This window comes from Mycobacterium sp. NGS48, from assembly GCF_059812585.1.
Window position 1 is genome coordinate 251016 of the sequence record NZ_JCALCY010000006.1, and the last position, 25350, is coordinate 276365.

Annotated in this window: 3 protein-coding genes and 1 pseudogene; all 4 read right to left on the bottom strand. The window is 64.4% G+C overall.

Annotated elements, in window-relative coordinates; translation table 11 throughout:
• Window positions 1-54 precede the first annotated feature (54 nt).
• Window positions 55-1452: a wax ester/triacylglycerol synthase domain-containing protein gene (locus tag AC5Y42_RS14020; protein WP_499898909.1), complete on the bottom strand. Its 1398-nt coding sequence runs from the start codon at window positions 1450-1452 to the stop codon at window positions 55-57.
• Window positions 1453-1586: 134 nt separating this feature from the next.
• Entirely contained in the window at window positions 1587-20444 is an 18858-nt protein-coding gene (locus AC5Y42_RS14025; RefSeq protein ID WP_499898910.1) for a non-ribosomal peptide synthetase, read from the bottom strand.
• The gene (locus AC5Y42_RS14030; RefSeq protein ID WP_499898912.1) at window positions 20431-24996 is read right to left on the bottom strand and encodes an amino acid adenylation domain-containing protein; all 4566 of its coding nucleotides are present in this window, start codon (window positions 24994-24996) and stop codon (window positions 20431-20433) included. The genes AC5Y42_RS14025 and AC5Y42_RS14030 overlap by 14 nt, the downstream gene beginning before the upstream one ends.
• Window positions 24997-25035: 39 nt before the next feature.
• Window positions 25036-25281, bottom strand: a pseudogene (locus tag AC5Y42_RS14035) (MbtH family NRPS accessory protein).
• Window positions 25282-25350: the final 69 nt, after the last annotated feature.

Below are 25350 nucleotides of genomic sequence, written 5' to 3' on the forward strand. Positions count from 1 at the left end.
GTCAGGGCGGCTTCTCGGCAGATGCTTTCATCCGCGTGGTCATGGCCGAGCGCGTCACACGCTGGTGCCGTGGATAGGACGGGGTAATTCCTGCACCGGTGCATGCTTCACGGGCGCTTCGTGCTGCGAGCCGGTGAGCGAGAATTCGTCCAAGACGCTCAAAAGTTCTTGTCGCCAAACATCTTTCGAGTTAAGACGACCAGGCAGATAAGCGGTCACCGAAAGAAAGACTCGTCCCTGTGCCTTTCCGGAAAGCACAAACAGTCGTCCACCGCCGCGGTACATCATCGCCGTGGGCACGTTCGAGTGACGAAGCTTCATCGCGAAGTAGCCGGCGTCGCTGCCATCGGCCCGGCCGGCGGCCGGGTTGACAGCGCCGACATTGGATGAGGCCACCCCGCCCCCAGCCGCGCCACCGCCGACCTTGAGCAGCACCCGCTTAGGCACCAGAGCCAAAAAAGGAATGATTGACATCGCTGCCCGCTCGTCATCGCGCATTTTAAGGTGACTAGCCAGCGCTTGTTTGACCGCTACCCGGATCGGGCCCAGATCCGTTGTCGCAGGTGCCGGGTCCACTATGACGATGACATCACCGACCGCGTTTGCGCGCGTATCACCGGCGACGCGCTCGCTGACCGGCATTCTCACGACGACCAAGCCGTCTGCGGTGATTCGCCTTGCGCGCTGAGCCAACCGGGCCGCCACTCCCACAAGCAGCGCGTTGCTGGTCCCGCCAAGTGCCTGTGCGCGAGCCTCCCACTCGTCGGCTTCCACGAAAATCGTTGCCGTTGGCAGACTGATGAATTCATCGGCGCCGGCGGGCGCCTTAAGCGGCTTGGCAGCTTGTGGAGTGGCCGCTTTGGCAACGTCCCGGCCTTGCCGCGTCAACCGTGACGCGGCGGCCATGCCGGGGCCGACAGCGCGGATGTCGCGCGCACTTTGGCGGGCGTCCTGACGCACCGCCTGCCACCGCCGACGCGACCCAGAAGCCGGCCAGCTGATCGGATCATGGCGTCCCGACGCCGCGTCCGCCAGCGCCTCGCCCAGCCCGACGCCGTCGATGAGACTGTGCGAGACAACCAGACTGACCCCCGCGCCCCCGTCAGTGAACGGCATGACCGCAAGGTGCCATCCAGGTCCCTGCTCGCAATTCAGCGGTGTGATGGCCTGCTCATCGAGCCAGGCATCGAACTCTGCGCGCGGCCCCGGCGCGGCGAGCTCCATGTCTGAGAAACGATCGGCCGATACCCAGCGGTGACGGCCAAACCGTAATGGTGATCGTTTGATGCCGCGCGACAACCGCCCCCGCTGAAGATGAGCATGGAACCGCCGCAGCCCCTCAATGTCAACCGGACGGTTGTACACCCAGACACACTGCAGATCGGTGGTAACTCCTGACACCAAGGCGATGCCAAACGCGGCTTGGTCTTCCAGGTCGAGCATGTTGTCCATTTTCGTACGGTATGCCCGAGAGGGCGTTTCCAACCTAAAATCGACACCAAAAACCACGCGTCACGGGTCGGTTAGACGTGGCTCATCGGTAATGCGTCGATCAACGTGTCGAGCGTGACCTCGCCGGGGTGGTTTTACCGTTCGCGGGCCGTACCGAAGTCGGAGACTTGTTTTGCCGCGCTGGCATGGGCGTCAAGTTGTTGGCTCAGGTTTCTCACTGATGATGCGTCGAAGAGGATGCGCACTCCCAACTGAGTATCAAGAGTCGCGTTGATCGCGTTGATCGCGTGCATCGCCGACAACGAGTCTCCGCCCAAGTCGAAAAACGACTCCTGGACCCCGACGTGGTCTACCCCTAGTACTTGGGCGTAGATGTCGGTAAGGACTTGCTCGACCAGGCTGGCCGGGGCGCCGAGACCGTTGTCCGGGTGGGGGGTTTGCGGAGTCGACACCGCATCGTTGTTCCGCCCCTCCAACCGGCTGTGCGCACCGCCGTCAAATGGATCCACCGGCGACAGCGGTCGGTTGGGGTCAGTAATCATGGCCACCAGTACCTGCTGGAACCGCTCGATGAGGGCGTCGATGCTGGCGGTGTCGAATACGTCGGTGCGGAACTGAACGCGAAGGTTCAATTCGGGGCCCGGCACGGCTTGGACGGCCAGCGGGTAGTGGTAGTAATCGCGGAACTCGACGATCGCCAATCGATGGGAACCTGACAACGCATCGGTGTCGGTCGGGTAGTTCTCGTAGACGAAAACGGTGTCGAATAGCTGCTTGTGACCGGTGATGCGGTGGATGTCGCTGAGCGCCAGGTGCTGGTGGTCGAGCGTGTGGTTGTGGGCGCTTTGCAACTGCTGCAGCAGGGCCGCGGTGGTGGTCTGTGCGGTGATAGTCGCCCGCACCGGCACCGTGTTGATCAACAGCCCCACCATCGAGTCCGCGCCGGGCACTTCGGCTGGCCGCCCCGAGACCACAGCGCCGAAGGCCACATCGTCATGACCGGTCAAGCTGCGCAGGATCTGCGCCCACGCCGCCTGCAGCACGGTGTTGACGGTGGTTTGCCGTGAGCGGGCCAGTTCGCCAACCGCGCGGGTGGTCTGCTCAGACACCCGAAACGATGCCGTGCTGCGCGGTCCGAGCCCCAGCCGATCCGCCGGCCTGACCAGGGTGGGGGTATCAAACCCGGCCAACACCTGATTCCACGCCGACAGAGCGGCAGCACGCTCTCGATCGGCCAGCCAGCTGAAAAACCGCCGATACGGCACAGGCGCGGGCAGCCGGGCCCCGTTGTAGCTGGCAAAGATTTCGGTCAGCAGGATTGGCACCGACCAGCCATCGAACACGATGTGATGATTGGTCAACACCAAGCGGTGCCGATCTTTTGCGGTGCGAATCAAAGCCGCCCGAAACGCCGGCTGGTGGGCAAGGTCAAAGACCGCCGCGCGTTCCTCAGCACACACCTGCTGAATCCGCTCCTCGACATCGACCTCGCTGGTGGCAAGGTCGACATAGCGCCACCCTGCAATCGGATCGGCCAGGATGACCTGCACCGGCTCACCGAACCCTGATAAGAATCGGGCTACCAGATTGGGATGGCGGCTGACCACCGTGCGTACCGCTTCATGCAGCTGATGCTGATCGATCGGACCGGCCACGGTGATATCTACCTGCACTGCGTAAGCGTCGTCACCGCTACCTTGGGCGATTCCGGCGTGAAAAAGCAGCCCCTGCTGCAAGCCTGTCAACGGCAATACATCAGCAATTTCATAGCGGTGCTGAAGTTCGTCGAGTTGCTGCTGGCTGAGTCGGGCCGGTGCGATATCCGAAGGGGTCAACCCGCCCCCACCCCCGCGCACATGTGCGCAGATCCCGGCCAAGGCTTCAAACCACAACCGGCCCAGCCGGCTGACCTGCGGTTGTTCTAACGCCGAGGGCGCCCAGGTCCAGTTGGCTTGCAGCTGCGGTCCGGTGTCGGTGTCGACGGTTGCGGCGTTGAGTTCAACGGTGTGGGCTAAGGCCATCGGGATCGCGGCGGCTGCGGCGGTCACCGACCCGCCCTCTTGGCTGATCCGCCACACATCACCTGAGGCATAGGCCGCCGGGGCGCCCAATCGGCCCAGATAATTGAATCCGATCGCCGGATCCTCCCCGGCCAGGTCCACCTCGGTGTTCAAGTACCGCAACAGCCCATAACCCAGCCCGTCCGGCAGCGCCCGAAGTTGCTCCTTGGCGTCTTTGATCACCGTCCCCAACACGGCTTCACCTGCGAGCACCTGCGTCCACGACAACCCACCCGTACTCAAGGACACCGGATACTTGGCGGTAAACCACCCCACCGTCCGTGACAAGTCCACATCGGCGCCCAACTCCTCGTGACGCCCGTGGCCCTCGACATCAATACCGACCGGTGCGCTGCCCGTGCCTAAAAACTCCGCCACCGCTAAACCGAATGCGATCAATAAAATGTCATGTATTCCGGCATGGAAGGCCGCAGGAACCTCACCCAGCAGCATGCGGGTGATTTCGGAATCCAGTTCCACGGACAACTGCCCTGCCGTGGCAAGCGTATCCACCTCGGGGCGCACCGCGGGCAACACCGCAGGCGTGCTTGCCACCTGTCGCCAAACCTCGGCCTGGTCCATCACTTCCGCTGTGTGTGCGTGCGCCGCCAACAGCTTCGCCCACCGGGCAAACGACGTCCCACCGGCCGGCAACGCCACCTTCTGCCGAGCACGATGCTGGGCCCAGGCGATGTTGAGGTCTTCCAGCAGGATCCGCCACGACACCCCATCAACGGCCAAATGGTGAACGATCACCACCAACTGACCCGTACTCGCAGCCCACACCGCGCTCAACATCACCCCGGCGGCCGGGTCCAATCGCGACCGCGCCGCCGCTACCGCCTCATCAGAGAGCGCGTCCGCGGTGTGCAGGCATCCGCGCGCATCCACCGACCCCGCCTCGGGCACCATCAACGACCACCCACCAGCACCATCGTCGTCGACCCGGGCCCGCAACATGGCGTGCCGATCCAGTAACGCCTGCAGCACCACCACTACATCGGCCTCGGTGACTCCTGCCGGTGCCTGCAGCGGGACCGTCTGGTTGAACTGCTCAACCAGGCCCTCCAGGCTCTGGAGCCACCGCATGATCGGGGTGGCCACCACTGGCCCTACCCCTTCATCAACCGAGCCGCCCGATGACCCGCCGACCGTTCGGGCGACCCGGGCCAGCCGGGCCACGGTCTGCTCGACGAAAACATCTCGCGGCCGACACACCAGCCCGGCGAAGCGGGCCCGCGCCACCACCTGGATCGACAAAATGCTGTCGCCGCCCAACTCGAAGAACGAGTCATCGACCCCCACCCGCTCCACACCGAGCACCTCGGCAAAAATGCCGGCCAGCGTCTCCTCGACCGGATCGGCCGGGGCACGGTACTGATCAACATGCTGATACTCCGGTGCCGGTAGCGCTCGGGTATCGAGCTTGCCGTTAACCGTGAGCGGTAGCGCCTCGAGCACCACCACCGCCGCGGGCACCATATAAGCCGGCAACCGCTCAGCCAACTTCGTGCGCGTGGCGCCCGGATCGGCGGTGCCGGTGACATAACCGACCAGCCGCTTGTCGCCGGGGTGGTCCTCGCGGGCGATCACCACGGCCTGCTTGACTCCATCGCACCGGGCCAATGCGGCTTGGATCTCTCCCAACTCGATGCGATACCCGCGGATCTTGACCTGCTCATCAGCACGTCCCAGATACTCCAACTGCCCATCAGGGCCCCAACGAACCAGATCCCCGGTGCGATACATTCGCGCCCCGGGTCCGCCGAAGGGACAGGCCACAAACCGCGACGACGTCAACGCTGACCGGCGCACATACCCATAGGCCAGCCCGGTACCGGCCACATACAACTCCCCCACCACCCCGGCGGGCACCGGACGCAACCACCCGTCGAGAACGAAAAAGCCCAAATGTGCCAACGGCACCCCGATCGGGCTGACGCTGCGATCAACATCAGCCTCGACGATCTCGCGGAACGACGCGTGCACCGTGGTCTCGGTGATGCCATACATATTGACCAACCGCGGCGAACCCCGGTGATGATCCAGCCAACCGCCCAAACGCGAAGGATCCAGTGCCTCACCACCGAAGACGACCGTCTCGAGGGTGAGTTGAGATCCGACCTCCGGCGCCAGAGAGTCAGCGGTCTGCAGCGCATAAAACGCTGCCGGCGTCTGACTCAACACACTGACCTGCTCAGCGGCCAGCAACGCGTGCAGCTCTTCGGGCGAACGCACCACCGAGTCGGGCACCACGACCAGGCGCCCCCCATGCAGCAGCGCGCCGAAGATTTCCCAGACCGAGAAGTCGAACGCCAACGAGTGACACTGCGTCCAGACTTGCCCTGCCGACAACTCCAGGTCAGCATCCAACGTTTCCAGCAGCCCGATCACGTTGCGATGAGCAACCGCCACGCCTTTGGGCATTCCGGTGGTACCCGAGGTGTAAATCAAATACGCGATGTCGTCCGCCGCAGGAGCCGCCAGCCCAGTACACGGATAGGTATCGATGCGTGGGTCGTCGATGTCGACGATCAGCAGATCATGACCATCCAGCCGTCCGGCCAGATCGGTGGTGGTGAGCGCGGCGATCGGCGCGGCATCGGCCACCACGAACCCGATCCGCGCATCGGGATGACCCGGGTCGATCGCCAGATACGCCGCACCCGTTTTGAGCACCGCCAGCAGCGCCACGATCGCCTCGGCGGATCGCTCCATCAGCAACGCCACACACTGACCGGCACCGGCACCGTGCTCAACCAACAGGTGCGCCAATCGATTCGACGCTTCATCGAGCTCCCGGTAGCTCCTCGAGCGGTCATCAAAGGTCAACGCCACCGCCTCCGGTGTGCGCGCCACCTGCGCGGCGAGCCGCGCGGGAATCGACTGCCCAACAGGGGTCGGCAAGCTCAGCACCGCCCGGTTGCCGACCTCATCGAGGCGGACATGTTCACCGGCGTCGAGCACATCGATCGACGACACCCGACGAGCTGGGTCGGCGGTCACCGCCATCAAGACTCGCTCCAACCGCTCAATCAGCGTTTCGATGCCGGCGGCGTCGAACACATCGGTGCGAAATTCCACCGTGCCGCCGATCCCGGCAAGCTCACCGGCTTCGGTGAAACGTTCAGCCAGCGAGAACGTCAAATCCATTCGGGCGGTGTGGGTGTCCACCGGCAGCGGAGTCAGCTCCAAATCACCCAAACCCAGCCCGGTAACCGGATCTCCGGCGAAGTTCTGCCAGGCCAGCACGACTTGGACGAGCGGGTGATACGTCAACGACCGGGTCGGGTTGAGCCGCTCGACCAGCACTTCGAAGGGCACATCTTGATGCTCGTAGGCGGCCAGGCTGCGCGCGCGCACCTGCGCCAACAACTCCGCCACTGTGGGATCACCGGCCACATCGACCCGCAACACCAAGGTGTTGACGAAAAAGCCCACCAACTCATCCAGGACCGGGTCGCGCCGCCCAGCGATCGGGAACCCCACCGCCACATCGGAACTGGCGCTTAGTTTGGCCAGCAGCACCGCGAGTGCGGCCTGCATCACCATGAAACTGGTCGCGTTGTGTTCAGCTGCCAGCCCCCGCACGCGCTGCTGCAACACGGCCGGCCACTCCACCGCCACACTGGCCCCGCGGTAATCAGCCACCGGCGGATAGGGCCGATCAGTGGGCAACGCCAGGCGCTCCGGCATCCCCGCCAACGCCTCCTGCCAGAACTCCAACTGGGAGGCGATGCGACTATGACGGTCCGCCAAGTCACCGAATTGCGCGCGCTGCCAAAGCGTGTAATCGACATACTGCACCGCCAACGGCGCCCATTGCGGAGCCCCACCGGCACACCGGCTGGCATACGCCACACCCAGATCAGCCACCAACGGCCTCATCGACACACCATCAGCAGCGATATGGTGCACCACCGCCACCAACACATGTTCATCGTCGACAACCCGGAAAAGCCTTGCCCGCAAAGGGATTTCGGTCGCCAGATCGAACGACCGGCCCGCCGTTTCTTCGACGGCTTCCTGCAGCCGGCTTACCGGCCAACCGCTGGCATCAACGATGTCCCAACCCAACTCAGCGCGCTCAATCGGGACAACCACCTGTTGCGGGACACCATCAGCAGCGGCGAACACCGTGCGCAAGCTTTCATGGCGGGCCACCACATCGCTCAGTGCGGCCCCCAGTGCCGCGGTATCCAGGCGCCCGCCCAGTCGCAACGCCACCGCCAAGTTGTAAATCGGTGAGGGACCTTGCAACTGGTCCAAGAACCACAACCGGTTCTGGGCAAATGACAACGGCACCACCGCCGGCCGCTCATTCGCCACCAACGGCGCCAAGTCACGTCCGCCAGCAGCCAGCCGCGGCGCCAGTTGGGCAACGGTGGGTGCTTCGAACAGCATCCGCACAGCAACGCCGGCATCCAACGCGGTATTAATCGCGGCAACCACTCGCATTGCCGACAACGAATCCCCGCCCAAGTCGAAAAATGAGTCGTCGACCCCAACCCGCTCTATGCCCAACACCTTGGAATAAATACCAGCCAATACCTCTTCAACCGGGCTGGCCGGAGCGCGGTAACGATCAGCATCCTGATACTCCGGCGCCGGCAGTGCGCGGGTATCCAGTTTGCCGTTGGGAGTGAGCGGCAGTGCCTCGAGCACCACCACCGCGGTCGGCACCATATACGGCGGGAGCCGATCGGCCAGCTGCGCGCGCGCGATGTCCGGATCTGCGGTTCCGGTCAGATAACCGACCAGGCGTTTATCGCCGGGTCGTTCCTCGCGGGCAACCACCACCGCTTGATCCACCCCGTCCAGTCCGTCCAGGATGGATTGAATCTCGCCCAACTCGATGCGATAGCCGCGAATCTTGACCTGCTCGTCGGCACGCCCCAAATATCGCAGCTGACCATCCGGGCCCCAATACACCAAATCGCCGGTGCGATACATGCGTGTTCCAGAACCGCCGAATGGACACGCCACGAACCGCAATCCGGTCAATCCAGGGCGATGCCGATATCCGCAAGCGACGCCGCGGCCAGCCACATACAGCTCCCCGACTACCCCAGTCGGTGCCGGTCGCAGCCAATTATCCAACACAAACAACGCCGCCCCGGGCACCGGCGAACCGATCGGCACCCCCCCGGCCCCCGGCGTCAAAGGCGCACTGACCGTCACGACCATCGCCGTCTCGGTGGGTCCGTAGGCGTTGACCATCACCCGCCCGGCCGCCGCCCACCGGCCCACTATCTCGGCCGGACAGGGCTCACCGGCCACGATCAACGTCGCCGCCTCCAAACCCTGCGGCGATAACATAGCCACCGCAGAAGGCGTCTGGGCGAACACGTTGACGTGTTGGCGAACTAGCAAGGCGTGCAAGTCTTCTGGCGAGCGCGCCACCGAGTCGGGCACCATCACCAGTCGTCCACCCTGCAACAGCGCACCCAAAATCTCCCACACCGAAGTGTCGAAGGCCAAGGTGTGATACTGCGGCCGCACCCCCTCGCGAGGTAGGCCGACATCCGGCGACGCCAGCAACTGGGTCACGTTGCCGTGAGTGACCGCCACCCCCTTTGGCACGCCGGTGGTTCCCGAGGTGTAGATCAGGTACGCGATATCGTCTGCGCTCGGCGTCGGCAACGCGGTGCTGGGCTCGGTGCCCACGGCGGTTTCGTTGACGTCGATGACCGCCCCGTCGAACCCGTCCAGCCGATCGGCCAGATCAGCGCTGGTGATCGCTGCGACCGGCGCCGCGTCGGTGAGCATGAACTCGATCCGCGCGTCGGGATGCCCCGGGTCGAGCGGCAGATACGCCGCCCCGGCCTTGAGCACCGCCAAGATCCCCACCACGGCCTCGGCCGATCGCTCCAACAACAGCGCCACGCACTGCCCCGGGCCCACACTGTGGGCAATCAGCTTGCGCGCCAACCGATTAGTGGCGTCATCGAGCTCGCGGTAGGTCCACGACCGCTCCCCGTCGCTGATCGCCACCGCATCTGGGGCGCGTTCCACCTGCGCAGCAAAGGACACCGGAATCGATACCGACGTCGCCTCCGGCTGCGTCAACACCGCCCGGTTGCCCCACCGGTCCAGTCGGTTCTGCTCAGCACCGTCGAGCAGATCCATCGATGACAACCGCTGTGTCGGATCAGCGGTCAGCGCCAACAACACTCGCTCGAATCGCTGGACCAAGACCTCGATGCTGACCGCGTCAAACACATCGGTGCGAAACTCCACCGCCCCGCCGATCCCGGCTGGCTCGCCGGTCTCAGTCCAGTGTTCAGCCAATGAGAACGTCAAATCCATTCGCGCGGTGTGGGTGTCCACCGACAGCGGGGTTGCTTGCACATCACCCAAACTCAGCGTCGCAGGCTGATTGTTCTGCCACGCCAGCCCCACTTGGACCAGGGGGTGATGGGCGCGGCTTCGGGTCGGATTGAGCCGTTCCACCAGCACCTCAAACGGCACATCCTGATGCTCGTAGGCCGCCAGGCTGCGCGAGCGCACCTGCGCCAACACCTCCGCGACCGTGGGGTCACCGGCGACATCGACCCGCAACACCAAGGTGTTGACGAAGAAACCGACCAACTCATCCAGGGCCGGGTCCCGGCGCCCAGCGATCGGGAACCCCACAGCCACATCAGAACTGGCGCTTAGCTTGGCCAACAACACCGCCAGCGCGGCTTGCACCACCATGAAACTGGTCGCATTGTGCTCACCGGCCGCTTTGCACACCCGCTGTTGCAGCTCGACCGACCAGTCCACAGCCACAGTGGCGCCACGATAGTCGGCGACCGGCGGATAGGGCCGATCAGTTGGCAGCTGCAGTCGTTCAGGCATCCCGGCCAGCGCATTCTCCCAGTAGGTCAGCTGGGAAGCAATTGGGCTATCGCTGTCATCTAAGTCGCCAAACTGCGCGCGCTGCCACAGCGTGTAATCGACGTATTGCACCGCCAACGGCGCCCAGCCCGGAGCCCGCCCGGCACACCGGCTGGCGTAAGCCACACCCAAATCCGTTACCAGCGGCGCCACTGACCAGCCGTCGGCAGCGATATGGTGGACCACCGCCACCAACACATGCTCACCCTCGGCAACGCGGAAAAGCCGTGCCCGCAAGGGGATCTCGCCCGTCAAATCAAAGCTGTGCCGGGCCGTCTCCTCGACGGCTTCCTGCAGTCGGCTGGCTGGCCAGCCGCCGGCATCAGTGATGTCCCAACCCACCTCAGCGCGCTCGACCGGAAGCACCACCTGCTGCGGAACACCATCCGCCGCGGCGAACACCGTCCGCAGGCTTTCATGACGGGCCACTACATCGGCCAGTGCTGCACCTAGCGCCTCGGCATCCAGACGCCCGTCCAGCCGCAATGCCACCGCCATGTTGTAAATCGGTGACGGCCCTTGCAATTGATCCAAGAACCACAACCGATTCTGGGCAAACGACAACGGCACCACCGTCGGCCGCTCACCCGCCACCAACGGGTCCAGGCCACGTCCGTCAGTACCCAGCCGCGGCGCCAGTTGCGCAACCGTGGACGCCTCGAACAACACCCGCACCGCCACACCGGCATCCAAAGATTTGTTGACCGCAGCGATCACCCGCATCGCCGACAACGAATCTCCGCCAAGTTCGAAGAAGGAGTCGTCGACGCCGACGCGCTCAACCCCGAGAACTTCGGCGAAGATGCCGGCCAGGATCTCTTCGACCGGATCAGCCGGGGCGCGGTAATGGTCAACGTGCTGATATTCCGGTGCAGGCAGCGCTCGGGTATCGAGTTTGCCGTTGACCGTCAGCGGCAGCGCATCAAGTTGCACCACCGCGGCGGGCACCATATAGCTCGGCAGCCGTTGCGCCAGCGCGCTACGTGCGACGGCTAGGTCGGCGGTTCCGGTGACATAGCCGACCAGACGTTTGTCGCCGGGGTGGTCTTCGCGGGCGATCACCACCGCCTGGTCGACGCCGTCGAATGCGGCCAGCGCGGCCTGGATCTCACCGAGCTCGATGCGATACCCGCGGATCTTGACCTGTTCATCAGCCCGGCCCAGATACTCCAGTTGTCCATCCGAACCCCAGCGCACCAGATCCCCGGTGCGATACATCCGTGTTCCCGGCGCCCCGAAAGGACAGGCCACAAACCGTGACGACGTCAACCCTGAGCGGCGTACGTACCCATGCGCCAGGCCGGCGCCGGCCACGTACAACTCCGCCACCACCCCGGCGGGCACCGGACTCAACCACCCGTCGAGAACGAAAAAGCCCAGATGTGCCAACGGCACCCCGATCGGGCTGGCGCTGCGATCAACATCGCTACCGACGATCTCGCGGAACGAGGCATGCACCGTCGTCTCGGTGATGCCGTACATGTTGATCAGCCGCGGCAACCCCGGATGATGATCCAGCCAACTCTGAAGACGCTGCGGGTCGAGGGCTTCCCCGCCGAACACCACCGTCTCGAGGCTGAGTTGAGCGCCCAACTCGGGGGCGAGCCCATCAGCGGTCTGCAGCGCATAAAAGGCCGAGGGGGTCTGACTCAACACACTGACCTGTTCGGTGGCCAGCAACGCATGCAGATCTTGGGGCGAACGCACGACCGGGTCGGGCACCACGACCAGCCGGCCCCCATGCAGCAGCGCACCGAAGATCTCCCACACCGAGAAGTCGAAGGCCAACGAATGGCACTGCGACCACACCTGTCCCGCCGACAGCTCCAGATCAGCATCCAAAGTGTCCAGCAGCCCGACCACATTGCGGTGCGGGATCGCCACTCCCTTGGGCAATCCGGTGGTGCCCGAGGTGTAGATCAGATACGCGACGTCGTCAGGGCCGGGCGCCGGCAGCGCAGTGCGCGGTTGGCTGTCGACAGCGGTGTCGTCGACGTCGATGACCGTCACCTGATGGCCGTCCACCCGACCGGCCAGCCCGGCGGTGGTGAGCGCGGCAATCGGCGCGGCATCGGCCACCATGAACTCGATGCGGGCATCGGGATGACCGGGGTCGATCGCCAAATACGCCGCGCCGGTTTTGAGCACCGCCAGCATCGCCACGACCGCTTCGGCCGATCGCTGCATCAGCAGCGCAACACACTGACCCGGTCCGGCACCGTGGCTAATCAGCAAGTGCGCCAACTGGTTCGAGGTTCCATCGAGCTCGTGGTAGCTCATTGGCTGACCGTCAAAGGTCAACGCCACCGCCTCCGGGGCACGCGCCACTTGTGCGGCAAACAACCCCGGAATCGACTCCCCAGGCGGGGCCGGCAAGCTCAATACCGCCCGGTTGCCGATCTCGTCGAGGCGGACATGTTCGCTGGCGTCGAGCACATCGACCGACGACACCCGCCGGGCCGGATCGGCGGTCATCGTCACCAACACCCGCCGCAACCGCTCGATCAGCGTTTCGATGCTGACCGCGTCGAACACGTCGGTGCGGAATTCCACTGTTCCGCTGATCCCGGCGAGTTCACCGTCTTCGGTGAAACGTTCCGCGAGCGAGAACGTCAAATCCGTACGCGCGGTGTGGGTATCCACCGGCAGCGGGGACAGCTCCAGATCACCCAGCCTCAACCCGGCGACGGGGTCACCGGCGAAGTTCTGCCAGGCCAACAACACCTGCACCAGCGGATGGTGGGCGCGGCTTCGGGTCGGGTTGAGCCGCTCAACCAGTACCTCGAAGGGCACGTCCTGGTGCTCGTAGGCGGCCAGGCTGCGCGAGCGCACCTGCGCCAACACCTCCGCCACTGTGGGATCACCAGCTAAGTCGACCCGCAACACCAATGTGTTGACAAAAAAGCCCACCAACTCATCCAGGACCGGTTCACGCCGCCCGGCGATCGGGAAGCCCACCGCCACATCAGAATTAGCGCTCAACTTGGCCAACAACACCGCCAGCGCGGCCTGGACCACCATGAAACTGGTCGCACCGTGCTGACGAGCCACTCCGGCAATCTGCTGCTGCAACTCGACCGGCCAGTCCACCGCCACGCTGGCCCCACGGAAATCAGCCACCAATGGATAGGGCCGATCAGTGGGCAGCTCCAGACGCTCCGGCATCCCGGCCAAAACGCTTTCCCAATAGGCCAATTGGGAGGCGATCAGGCTCTCGCTGTCCTCCAACTCACCGAATTGCGCGCGCTGCCACAGCGTGTAATCGACATACTGCACCGCCAACGGCGCCCACCCAGGAGCCTCGCCGGCACACCGGGCGGCATAGGCCACCCCCAGATCAGCCACCAACGGGGTGATCGACCAACCGTCGGCAGCGATATGGTGCACCACCGCCACCAACACATGCTCATCCTCATCGAGGGAGAAAAGGCTTGCCCGCAACGGGATCTCGCTCGCCAAATCAAAGCTGTGCCGGGCCGTCTCCTCGATAGCCTCCTGCAGGCGGTTTACCGACCAACCGCTGGCATCAACGACGTCCCAGCCCAATTCGGCGCGGCCAACAGGAACCACCACCTGCTGCGGAATGCCATCCGCCGCGGCGAACACCGTGCGCAAGCTCTCATGCCGGCCCACCACATCGCCCAGTGCTGCGCCCAACGCCGCGCTGTCCAAGGGCCCATGCAGCCGCAATGCCACCGCCATGTTGTAAACCGGTGAGGGACCCTGCAACTGATCGATGAACCACAACCGGTTCTGAGCAAACGACAACGGCACCACCGCCGGCCGCTCGCCAGCCTCCAACGGAGCCAACACATCTCCGCCAGCAGCCAGTCGCGGCGCCAACTGCGCAACCGTCGGTGCCTCGAACAAAACCCGCACCGCCACACTGGCATCCAAAGATTTGTTGACCGCCGCGATCACCCGCATGGCCGACAACGAATCCCCACCCAAATCGAAGAACGAGTCGTCGACCCCGACCCGCGCCACCCCCAGGACCTGGGCGTAGATACCGGCTAGGATTTCCTCAACCGCGTTGGCCGGGGCGCGATACTCACCAGCGGTGTACTCGGGTGTCGGCAGTGCGCGGGTATCGAGTTTGCCGTTGACCGTCATCGGCAGTGCCTCGAGCACCACCACCGCCGCGGGCACCATAAACGCCGGCAACCGCTCAGCCAAGGCAACGCGCGCGGCAGCTGGCTCGGCGGACCCCGTCACATAGCCGACCAGACGCTTATCACCGGGGCGGTCCTCGCGAGCAACCACGACCGCCTGCTCCACACCGTCGAGTGCGGCAAGCGCTGCCTGCACCTCACCCAACTCGATGCGATAGCCGCGAATCTTAACCTGGTCATCGGCACGGCCCAGATAGTGCAGTTGCCCATCGGGACCCCACCGGACCAAGTCACCGGTGCGATACATCCGGGCTCCGGAATCCCCGAATGGACACGCCACATACCGCGACCCGGTCAACCCGGGCCGACGCCAGTATCCACATGTGATGCTTCGGCCGGCCGCATACAACTCACCGACTACACCAGCCGGCACCGGACGCAACCACGTATCCAGCACAAATAATGCCGCCCCGGGCACCGGTGAACCGATCGGCACCATCCCCGACCCCGGTATCAACGGCGCACTGATCGTCACAACCATCGCGGTCTCGGTGGGGCCGTAAGCGTTGAGCATCACCCGCCCGGGCGCCGCCCACCGGTCCACCACCTCGGCCGGACACGGCTCGCCGGCGACGATCAACATCGCCGACTCCAACCCCTGCGGCGATAACGCCGCCACCGCCGATGGCGTCTGGACGAACAGATTGACCCGTTCGCTAACCAGCACGCCATGCAAATCTTCCGGCGAGCGCGCTACCGAATCGGGCACCACCACCAGTCGTCCACCCTGCAGCAGGGAACTGAAGATCTCCCACACTGAGGTGTCGAAGGCCAAGGTGTGGTACTGCGGCCGCACCCCGGCGTGCGGCAGGCCGACATCCGTCGACGCCACCAGTTGGGTCACGTTGCGATGAGTGACCGCCACGCCCTTGGGCATCCCGGTAGTGCCCGAGGTGTAAATCAGATACGCGATGTCGTCGGCCGCAGGTGCCATCAGTGCGGTCGAAGGCTGGCTGTCCACTGCGGGGTCGGCGACGTCGAGGATCACCAGGTTGTGCCCGTCGAACCGCCCGGCCAGATCAGCGGTGGTGATCGCGGCGAACGGCGCGGCATCAGCCACCATGAACCCGATCCGCGCGTCAGGGTGCCCCGGGTCGATCGGCAGATACGCTGCCCCGGTCTTGAGCACCGCCAGGATCGCCGCGACTGCCTCGGCCGAACGTTCCAGCAGCAACGCCACACATTGCCCCGGACCCGCACCTTGCTCAACCAGCAAGTGCGCCAACCGATTCGCCGCTTCGTCGAGCTCACGATACGTCCACGAATCGTCTGCGCACACTAGTGCCACCGCCTCCGGTGCACTGGCCACCTGCGCGGCAAACAAGGCGGGAATCGACTCTGAGACCGGCTCCGGATGCGTCAACACGGCCCGGTTGCCCCACCGATCCAGTCGGGCTTGCTCCTCCGCATCGACCAGGTCCATCGATGACATCCGTTGGGCCGGGTCGGCGGTCATCGCCACCAACACGCGCTCCAACCGCTCAACCAGCGCTTCGATGGTGCCCGCGTCGAACACGTCGGTGCGAAACTCCACCGCTCCGCCTATGCCGGCAAGATCGCCGTCCTCGGTGAAACACTCCGACAACGAGAACGCCAAATCCATGCGGGCGGTGTGGGTGTCCACCGGCAACGGGGTGACCTGCAGATCACCCAAATTCAACGAGGCAGGCTGATTGTTCTGCCAGGCCAACAACACCTGGACCAGCGGGTGATGGGCCTGACTTCGGGTGGGGTTGAGCCGCTCGACGAGTACCTCGAAGGGCACGTCCTGGTGCTCATAGGCTGCCAGGCTGCGCGCGCGCACCTGCTCCAGCAACTCCGCCGCGGTGGGATCCCCGGCCACATCGACGCGCAGCACCAAGGTGTTGATGAACGAGCCCACCAAGTCATCCAGTGCGGGATCGCGGCGTCCGGCGATCGGGAAACCCACCGCCACATCAGAAGTCGCGCTGATCTTCGATAACAACACGGCCAGCGCGGCCTGCACCACCATGAAACTGGTCGCATTGTGCTCACTGGCTACTTTGCGCACTCGTTGCTGCAACTCGACCGGCCAGGACACCGTTACAGTGTCGCCACGGTAGTCGGCAGTCGGCGGGTAGGGTCGATCAGTCGGCAGCTCCAATCGCTCCGGCATTTCAGCCAAAGCGCCTTCCCAGTAGGCCAATTGGGACGCGATCAGGCTCTCGCTGTCGTCGAGATCCCCGAACTGCGCGCGTTGCCACAGTGTGTAATCGACATACTGCACCGCCAACGGCGCCCAACCCGGGGCCTGCCCGGCACAGCGGGCGGCATAAGCCACACCCAAATCAGCCACCAACGGAGCGATCGACCAACCGTCGGCAGCGATATGGTGCACCACCCCCACCAGCACATGCTCATCCTCATCGAGGGTGAAAAGGCTTGCCCGCAAAGGGATCTCAGTCGACAGATCAAAGGGGTGACGAGTTGCGGCGCCGATGGCCTCCTCCAGCCGGCTTGCCGGCCAGCCGCTGGCATCGACAACGTCCCAAGCCAACTCAGCACTTTCGGCAGAAACGACCAACTGCTGGGGCACGCCGTCCGGGGCGGCAAACAACGTGCGCAGGCTCTCATGACGGGCCACCACGTCGCCCAGCGCTGCACCCAACGCCTCGGCATCCAGGCGCCCGCATAGCCGCAACGCCACCGCCATGTTGTAAATCGGCGACGGTCCTTGCAACTGGTCCAAGAACCACAACCGGTTCTGGGCAAACGACAACGGCACCACTGCCGGCCGCTCACCCGCGACCAACGGCTCCAAGCCACGTCCACCAGCGCCCAAACGCGACGCCAATTGGGCAACCGCAGGCGACTCGAACAAGATCCGCACCGATAGGGCGGCGCCCAACGATTTGTTGACTGCAGCGATCACCCGCATCGCCGACAACGAATCTCCGCCAAGTTCGAAGAAGGAGTCGTCGACGCCGACGCGCTCGAGTCCGAGAACTTGGGCGTAGATGCCGGTAAGAATCTCCTCGACCGGGTCGCTCGCGGCGCGGTAATGATCGGCATCCTGATACTCCGGTGCCGGCAGCGCCCTCTTGTCGAGTTTGCCGTTGACCGTCAGCGGCAACGCATCTAGCGCCACCACCGCCGTCGGCACCATATAGGCCGGCAGCCGATCAGTTAGCGCGGTGCGCGCGGCCGCCGGGTCGGCGGTCCCGGTGACATAACCCACCAGGCGCTTATCGCCCGGGCGGTCCTCACGGGCGACCACCACGGCCTGCTGCACCCCGTCCACTCCGGCCAGCGCCGCCCGCACTTCACCAAGTTCGATGCGATAGCCGCGGATCTTGACCTGGTCATCAGCACGGCCCAGAAAATCCAGCTGCCCGTCGGCGCCCCAGCGCACCAAATCGCCGGTGCGATACATCCGGGTGCCAGAACCCCCGTATGGGCAGGCCACAAACCGCGACGACGTCAACCCAGCCCGGCGCACATACCCATACCCTGCGCCGGAACCCGCCACATACAACTCCCCGACCACCCCGGCCGGCGCCGGCCGCAACCAGCGATCCAGCACCAGAAAGGCAAGATGGGCCAACGGCCCCCCAATGGGGCTGGCGTTGCTGTCGACGTCATCATCGACGATTTCCCGAAACGAAGCATGCACCGTCGTCTCGGTGGTGCCATACATATTGATCAGCTGCGGCAGACCCGAATGGTGATCCAACCAAGTCCGAAGACGAGGCGGCTCCAGCCCTTCACCGGCAAACACCACCGTCTCGAGTTTGAGCTGATCGTTTAACTCGGGTGTCAACGCAGCGGCGGTCTGCAACGCATAAAAAGCCGACGGAGTCTGGCTCAGCACGCTGACCTGCTCGCTGATCAGCAGGGCATGGAATTCTTCGGGCGAACGCGACACCGACTCGGGCACCAGTACCAAGCGACCGCCATGCAGCAGCGCACCCCAGATCTCCCACACCGAGACGTCGAACGCCAGCGAATGCCACTGCGACCACACCTGACCGGCCAGCTCCAAGCCATCGCCGGCGGCCCTCAGCAGCTCGATGACGTTGTGGTGGGTGATCGCCACGCCCTTGGGGACACCGGTCGTGCCCGAGGTGTAAATCAGATACGCAATGTCATCGGCTGCCGGCGCGGGCAACGCAGCGCATGGATAGGTATCGATTCCAGGGTCATCGACATCGATGACCAGCAGATCATGCCCGTCGAGCCGGTCGGCCAACTCGGTTGTGGTGATCGCCGCCACCGGCGCGGCATCACCGATCATGAACTCCACCCGTGCCGCCGGCACCACCGGATCGATCGGCACATACGCCGCGCCGGTCTTGAGCACCGCCAAAATCGACACGATCGCCTCGACCGACCGGGAAAACAGCAACGCCACACACTGCCCCGGACCCACACCCTGCTCGACCAACAGGTGCGCCAACCGGTTAGCCGCTTCCTCCAACTCCCGGTAAGTCATCGACCGGCCGTTGAAGGACAGCGCCACCGCCTCCGGAACAAGCGCCACCTGCGCGCTGAACAAAACCGGAATCGATACCGCCGGCAGCGCCGGCGCCGTCAACACCGCCCGGTTCGCCCACCTATCCAGCCGCGCATGCTCGCCGGCATCCAGCACATCCACCGACGACAGTCGTCGGGTGGGGTCGGCGGTCATCGCCACCAACACCCGCTGCAAACGCTCGAACAGCGCCTCGATGCGATCCGCGTCAAACACGTCGGTGTCGAATTCGACGCGCAGGCCCAGTTCGTTGCCGGGGAGCGCCTGCACTGCAAGCGGGTAGTGGTTGTATTCGCGGTTGCTGAACTTGGTGATGGCCAACCCGTCAACGTCCGACAAGGCATCGGTGTCGAGGGGGTAGTTCTCGAACGCGAAGAGGGTGTCGAAGAGACGTTCCTGGCCGGTGATGCGGTGCATCTCACTCAGCGCCAAGTGCTGGTGCTCGAGGGTATGGCTGTAAGCGCTTTGCAGTTGGTTGAGCAGCTCTGCGGTGGTGGTTGCCGCCGTGATGGTGGCCCGCACCGGCACTGTGTTGATCAATAGGCCCACCATCGAGTCCGCCCCGGGCACCTCGTCGGGCCGGCCCGAGACCGTGACGCCGAATGCGACATCGTGTTGCCCGGTCAGCGAGCTCAGCAGTAACGCCCAAGCACCCTGCAGCACGGTGTTGACGGTGGTTTGCTGCGAGCGAGCCAGCTCGCCGATCGCGCGGGTGGTCTGCTCAGACACTCGAAATGAGCCAACACCTCGTTGCCCGAGGCCCAACCGATCCGGCGGCCCGACCAGTGTTGGGGTGTCAAACCCGGCCAACACCTCACGCCACGCTGCGCCCGCGGCGTCGCGATCGCGGCCGGCCAGCCAGCCGACAAAACGGCGATACGGCGCGGCGGCAGGCAACCACTGCCCGGTGTAGCTGGCAAAAATTTCCCCCAGCAGGATCGGCAGCGACCAACCATCCACCACGATGTGGTGGATGGTCAGCACAAACCGGTGCTGGTCTGGTGCGGTGCGGATCAACGCCGCCCGACAAGCCGGCTGCTCGGCCAGGTCGAAGACCGCCGCGCGCTCGGCAGCGCACACCTGCTGGATCTGCTCGTCGACATCGACCTCCGGGTCGGCGTCGACATACCGCCACGCTGCGACCGGGTCGGCGGGGATGATCTGCACCGGCTCGCCGAACCGTTCCCAGAATCGAGCCACCAGGTTGGGATGGCGGTTGACCACCGTCTGCACCGCCTCATGCAGCCGGTGCTGATCGAGCGGGCCGCTTACGGTGATATCGAGTTGCACCGCATACAGATCATCGCCGCTACCCTGCGCGGTGCCGGCGTGAAAGAGCAGGCCCTGCTGCAGGGGGGTCAGCGGTAAGACGTCAGCGATCCGCATATTGACGCTGGAGCTCGTCGATCTGCTCCTGGCTCAGCCCGACAAGCGCGAGATCAGAGGGCGTCAGCCCACCCCCGCCACCGCGCACATGGGCGCAGATACCGGCAAGAGCCTCAAACCACAACCGGCCAAGCCGGCTGATCTGCGAGCGATTCAGCGCCGACGGCGCCCAGGTCCAGTTGGCCTGCAGCTGCGGCCCGGCGTCGGTTTCGACGGTGGCGGCGTTGAGGTCCACGGTGTGCATCAGCGGCATGGGCACCGCCGCGGCAGCCGCGGCCAACGACAAGCTTTCCGGGCCGATCCGCCAAAGGTCACCGGAGTTCTGGGCCCCAGCTGCGCCCAGACGGCCCAGATAGTTGAATCCGACCGTCGGCTCGGGCACGGCCAAGTCCACCTCGGTGCTCAAATAGCGCAGCACACCGTAGGTCACACCTTCGGGAAGTGCCCGAAGCTGTTCTTTAGCGTCCTTGACCAGCGCTCCCAGCGCGGCGTCGCCGCTTTTTACCTGCGCCCAATTCAGTCCGGCGACGGCCAACGACACCGGGAATTTGGTGGTGAACCATCCCACGGTGCGGGTCAGGTCCACATCAGCGGCCAACTCCTCGTCGCGCCCATGGCCTTCGACGTCGATGCCGATTGGCGCGCTGGCCGTGCCGTAAAACTCCGCCAACGCCAACGCGAATCCGATCAACAAGATGTCGTGCACGCCGGCGTGAAACGCTGCCGGTACCTCACCCAGCAGCACCTGGGTGGTCTCGGCATCCAGATCCATCGAAAAGTGCCCGGCCGTGGCGAAGGTATCCACCTCGGGTCGCACCGCCGGCAACACCGCAGGCGCTGCCGCTACCTGCCGCCAGGCATCGGCCTGCTTCAGCACCGCCGGTGCGTGCGCGTAGTCAGCCAACGCCGACGACCACCGGGCAAACGATGTGCCACCGGCCGGCAACTCCACCGGCTGCCCACTGTGATGCTGGGCCCAGGCAAAGTTGAGGTCTTCCAACATAATTCGCCACGACACACCGTCAACAGCCAGGTGATGAATGATCAGCGCCAACTGACCGGTAGAGGCGGCCCATAACGCGCTCAGCATCACTCCTGCGGACGGGTTCAACAGCGACCGCGCCTTGACCAGCGCCTCGTCGCTCAAGACGTCCACCGATCGCAGGCAACCGCCGACATCCACCGATCCCACTTCGGGGACCTGTAACGACCAACCGCCAGTGCCGTCGTCATCGACGCGCAGCCGCAGCATCGCATGGCGGTCGATCAACGCCTGCAGCACCACCTCCACATCGGCCTCGGTCACCCCCGTCGAGACCTGCACTACCACCGTCTGATTGAACTGATCAACCGGACCGTCGACACTTTCCAGCCACCGAATGATCGGGGTAGCGGTCACCGGCCCGATACCCTCATCGACCGCACTAGACATACCGTCGGCCTCCCGGGCCACCCGGGCGAGCCCGGCCACGGTTTGCTCGACGAAAATATCGCGTGGCCGGCACACCAACCCGGCAAGTCGGGCCCGTGCGACGACCTGCATCGACAAAATGCTGTCGCCACCCAGTTCGAAGAACGAATCATCGACCCCGACACGTTCGACACCGAGCACTTGGGCATAGATGCCGGCCAGGATCTCCTCAACCGCACTATCCGGGGCGCGGTAACGATCGACATCCTGATACTCCGGAGCCGGCAGCGCCTTTTTATCGAGTTTGCCGTTGACCGTCAGCGGCAACGCCTCGAGCGCCACCACCGCAGCCGGCACCATGTACGCCGGCAGCCGGTCAGCCAGTTTTGGTCGCGCTGTTGCCGGATCGGCCGTCCCGGTGACATAACCCACCAGGCGCTTGTCGCCCGGGCGGTCCTCGCGGGCGATCACCACCGCCTGCTCCACCCCGTCCAGCTCCGCCAGGGCAGCCCGCACCTCACCGAGCTCGATGCGATAGCCGCGGATCTTGACCTGTTCATCGGCGCGGCCCAGATAGTCCAGCTGGCCGTCCGCACCCCAGCACACCACATCCCCGGTGCGGTACATCCGCGCGCCGACCCCCCCGAACGGGCAGGCCACAAATCTCGAGGCCGTCAAACCGGCCCGGCGCAGGTAGCCATATCCGGCCCCGGAACCCGCCACATACAATTCTCCGACCACACCCGCGGGGACCGGCCGCAACCAGCTGTCGAGCACAAAGAAAGCAAGGTGCGCCAATGGCGTCCCGATAGGACTGGCGCTGCCGGCAACATCGCTGTGGAGGATCTCCCGGAACGAGGCGTGCACGGTCGTCTCGGTGGTGCCATACATGTTGATCAGGCGCGGCAGCCCTGGGTGATTGTCCAACCACGTCCCGAGACGTTCGGGTTCCAGCGCTTCACCGGCGAACAACACGGTCTCAAGCTTGAGCTGATCGCGCAGCTCAGGAGCGAGCGCATCAGCGGTTTGCAGCGCATAGAACGCCGACGGAGTCTGACTGAGAACAGTGACCTGTTCCGTGACCAGCAGAGCATGGAAATCCTCCGGTGAGCGCGCCACCGGCTCGGACACCACGACCAGCCGCCCACCGTTCAGCAGCGCGCCCCAGATCTCACACACCGAGACGTCGAACGCCAACGAATGCCACTGCGACCACACCTGACCGGCCAGCTCGAGGTGGGCGTCGAGCGACTCCATCAGCTGCGTGACGTTGCGGTGGGTGACGGCCACGCCCTTGGGAACGCCGGTGGTGCCCGACGTGTAGATCAGGTAGGCAACGTCGTCTGCCGTGGGCACCGGCAATGGTGTGCACGGGTACGTCTGGATTTGGGGGTCGTCGACATCGATGACCAGCAGATCGGAGCCATCGAGCCGGGACCGGAGGCCCGCGGTGGTGATCGCCGCGACAGGCGCGGCGTCAGCAATCATGAACTCCATGCGCGCTGCCGGCACCGCCGGGTCGATCGGCAAGTAAGCCGCCCCGGTCTTCAAAACCGCCAAAATCGACATGATCGCCTCAGCGGACCGCGAAAACAGCAGTGCCACACACTTACCCGGGCCTACACCCTGAGCACCCAATAGCTGCGCCAACCGGTTAGCGGTCTCATCTAACTCGCGGTATGTCCAGGAACGCTCCCCGCACACCAGCGCCACTGCTTCCGGCGCACGGGCCACCTGCGCGGCGAACAACGCCGGAATCGACGCGGCCGGCGATGCGCTCGCCGTCAAGGCGGCCCGGTTGCCGACCTCATCCATCCGGGCGCGCTCCCCGGCATCCAGCACATCCACAGACGACAACAACCGCGCGGGATCGTTGGCCATCCCCACCAACACTCGCTCTAGTCGCGTCACCAAGTCGCGAAGATCACAATTCGCAAATAGTTGTCCAGTTCCGGGCGTGCTGAGAAACAGCTGATCGTCGTCCCTAAAGAAAACCAGCCTGAACTGGTCGCCTAGGCCATCGTGCGTCAGGGTCGCCGTTACCGCAGAGCCGGCAAGATCGGTCATGTGCGTAGTCGGAATAAAGTTAACCGCTACCCGATTCGGTGCCTGCCCAGCGCCACCCTGGAAACGCGTGGTGTTCTCAATGGCACGCGTAGGGAACCGTTGATGCTGCAGCGTTTCGCGGATTTGGGCATCGACATGTCCACAAAAGTCAGCAACCGTAGCATTCGGCGACGGTTTCAGCACCAGGGGAACCACCCCGGAAATCATTCCGGGCACCAGCTTTACCTCGGGACGAACACGCCTGCTGACCGGAAAATCGAACACCACGTCCGAGCCCTCGGTGTCGCACCCACGCACCAGCAGCGCACACGCCGCGGTAATCACCGATGAGCGACGCGTCCCCAACGCCTTTGACAGCTCGTCTATGCCGGCAACGGCGGACGGGTCCAATTGAATCGGCGCCGAGGACTCATCCTGATCACGTCCGCCGCCGGTGCGTCCCACCCGAGAAGCCACATCGCCTTCCGGCGCAAGCTTACTCGTCCAAAAGGCCTGGTCATCGAGATAGTCGCTGGATGCTTCGTATTCCGATTCACATGCAACCAGCTCATTCAGTGACCCAAAGAACCCAGGTGGGATCGCGGCGTCCGAAGCGAGTGCATTGTAAACAGCTGCAACCCGATGTAAAACGAGAGCGAGGCCGATCCCGTCTACCACAATATGGTGACAGCAGACGAACAAATAAAATTCATCCGCCCGCGTCTGCAGCAACGCGAATTTGAACAACGGACCATTTAGCGGCATCAGCGTGCGTTGAATCGATGACGCTAACTGGTAGGCGTCCTGAGCAGGATTCTGAGAATCCATGAGGTCGTAGCGAGCAAGCTCAACGTCCGGATGATCGACGATCTTTTGCAAAACCTGGCCGCCCACCTCGTAAAAGGTGGCTCTCAGCGGATCGGCCTCGTGCACCACCTCGCGGATCGCCGACTCAAATAAATCAGGGTCGATCGGTCCTGCGATTCGAACAAGCACGCCCAGTTGCCACTTGGCGCCAACAAGACCCGTTTCCTCGGCAAGCCATATATCCAGCTGACCACGCGTCAGCGGAAGTCCACCGTCGTCAGGTTCCATTTAACACCCCCCAAGCCATGTGGTTTAACTCCACATTTCTCAGAATTCCGGGCAGCCGTAGCCTCTCGCGCAATTCTTCGGCGAATATTCAGTCCAGTTCCGTTCGAGCTGGTCCAAGCACGCAGCACGGTCCGCCTCCCCGTGAACCGTCCGTCAGCCGGCCCAAACATCGGCGAAAGTCAGCCACCGGCTGGGTTGCTGCGCGTCGATGCCCGAGACCAGCGAGCTGCAGTCGCGATCGCAGCGACTGACGCTCCCCGGGCCCTGCACCCTTCTGTTCGACATGAGTGAAACTATACGGTAGTGCAAGACCATCGGGCTTGTCCGGGTTTCGACGAAGTCCATAGTGCCACA

Coding starts and splice junctions, on each gene's coding strand:
- AC5Y42_RS14030 (WP_499898912.1), bottom strand. CDS start 24,996: ATGGAACCTGACGACGGTGGACTTCCGCTGACGCGTGGTCAGCTGGAT.
- AC5Y42_RS14020 (WP_499898909.1), bottom strand. CDS start 1,452: ATGGACAACATGCTCGACCTGGAAGACCAAGCCGCGTTTGGCATCGCC.
- AC5Y42_RS14025 (WP_499898910.1), bottom strand. CDS start 20,444: ATGCGGATCGCTGACGTCTTACCGCTGACCCCCCTGCAGCAGGGCCTG.